The sequence below is a fragment of the Segeticoccus rhizosphaerae genome (assembly GCF_009192725.1).
Classification (GTDB): domain Bacteria; phylum Actinomycetota; class Actinomycetes; order Actinomycetales; family Dermatophilaceae; genus Segeticoccus; species Segeticoccus rhizosphaerae.
Genome location: NZ_VOHR01000553.1, coordinates 1 through 1,358 on the forward strand (window position 1 = coordinate 1; position 1,358 = coordinate 1,358).

1 protein-coding gene is annotated in these 1,358 nt (G+C 73.0%); it reads right to left on the bottom strand.

The genetic code is table 11. The annotated features are described in order from the left end of the window. Nucleotides 1–10: 10 nt before the first annotated feature. Nucleotides 11–1,358 (bottom strand): FUSC family protein (locus tag FRW57_RS21580; protein WP_203230476.1); only part of this gene is annotated, 1,348 nt, incomplete at its 5' end.

The following is a 1,358-nucleotide window of genomic DNA, read 5'->3' on the forward strand; positions in this document are numbered from 1 at the left end:
CGGTGCGCGGTCAGGGGCGCCTGCGACCCCGCATGAGCGCGCTCACCCGGCCGCGCACCGGCCTGCCGAGCCTCTGGCCCGTCTCTGCGACGGTGCGCGGCAACCACTCCAGGCCGGGGCGCGGGTTCCATGCGGAGGTGGCCTGTTCGGGATGCTCCAGGTCGAGCTGCCGCAGGACGTGGTCGATGGAGACGAGCATCGAACCCTGGAGCATCCAGGTGCCGCTGTCGACCTGCGCGTCGACGTCGATCATGGTGAGCTCGGTCAGGATGGCCCGTGTCTCGGCGACGAGCTCGGCCAACCGGTCGCGGGCCTCCTCGGCGGACTCGGCCCGGTCGCTGGCGATGAGGTCGCCGAAGACGTCCAGCGCCTGGCTGAGCGAGTCCACCACCACCGAGAAGGCGCGGCGCAGCTCACGGGTCCGGTCGTCGCGGGCTCTCGGCGTCGTGGTCTCCTGCTTGATCACCACGATGAGGGCGCGCTCGGCCGATCGGCACTGGTCCAGCCGTTGCAGGCCGACCCGCAGCTCCGGATGGATGCGCAACGCGGCGAGGGCTCGAGGGTTGAGCTTGCGCCGCTCCTCGACGACGTCGACGGCGTCTGCCGCCTCGGCCAGCTCCCGACCGATGTCGTCCAGGGAGCCCAGCCACTCGTCCGCCTCCTGCGGAGCCGGCACTCGCGACGCGAGTGCGTCGGCGACCCGGTCCAGCAGGGCCGCCTGAGCACGGGCAACGCCCCGGACCGCATGCCGGGCGCGGGTGTTCGGGATGGTGACCGGCACCAGCAGGCTGATCACGATCCCCACTCCGGCGCCGACGAGGGTGTTCATCACCCGGGTCTCGGCGGCCAGGCTGTGCGAGGCCACGCCGAGGATGAGCATCGCGCTGATCGCGGCCTCCAAGGACTGGGGGCCGAGCCGGAGCACCCGCGCCAGCACCAGCGCGACGGCCACCACGGCCCCCAGGCTCCACCAGGCCAACCCGAAGGAGGACGAGACCCCGATCGCCAGCAACACACCGGTCAGCACCGCCCCGACACGCACCAGGCCCATGCGCAGCGTGCTGACGGTTGACGCCTGCACCACCAGCAGGGCGGTCAGCGGTGCGGTCAGGTCGATCACGGGCGAGTGGAGAGCCGCCGAGGCGAGGTAGGCCAGCACTGCCGCGCCGGTCAACCTGCTGACCTGGGCCGTCGCCGGTCGAAGCGTCGACGGGATGTCCGACCAGCTGCGGGGCGCACCGGGCCAGATGCGTCGGACCAGCCGCCGCAGGCGGTGGCGCAGCCGTGACCACAGCTCTTCCCGACGCACCGGCCCAGCATGGCACCCCCCGGCAGCCGGGCGCGGCGTAGGCGGGGCC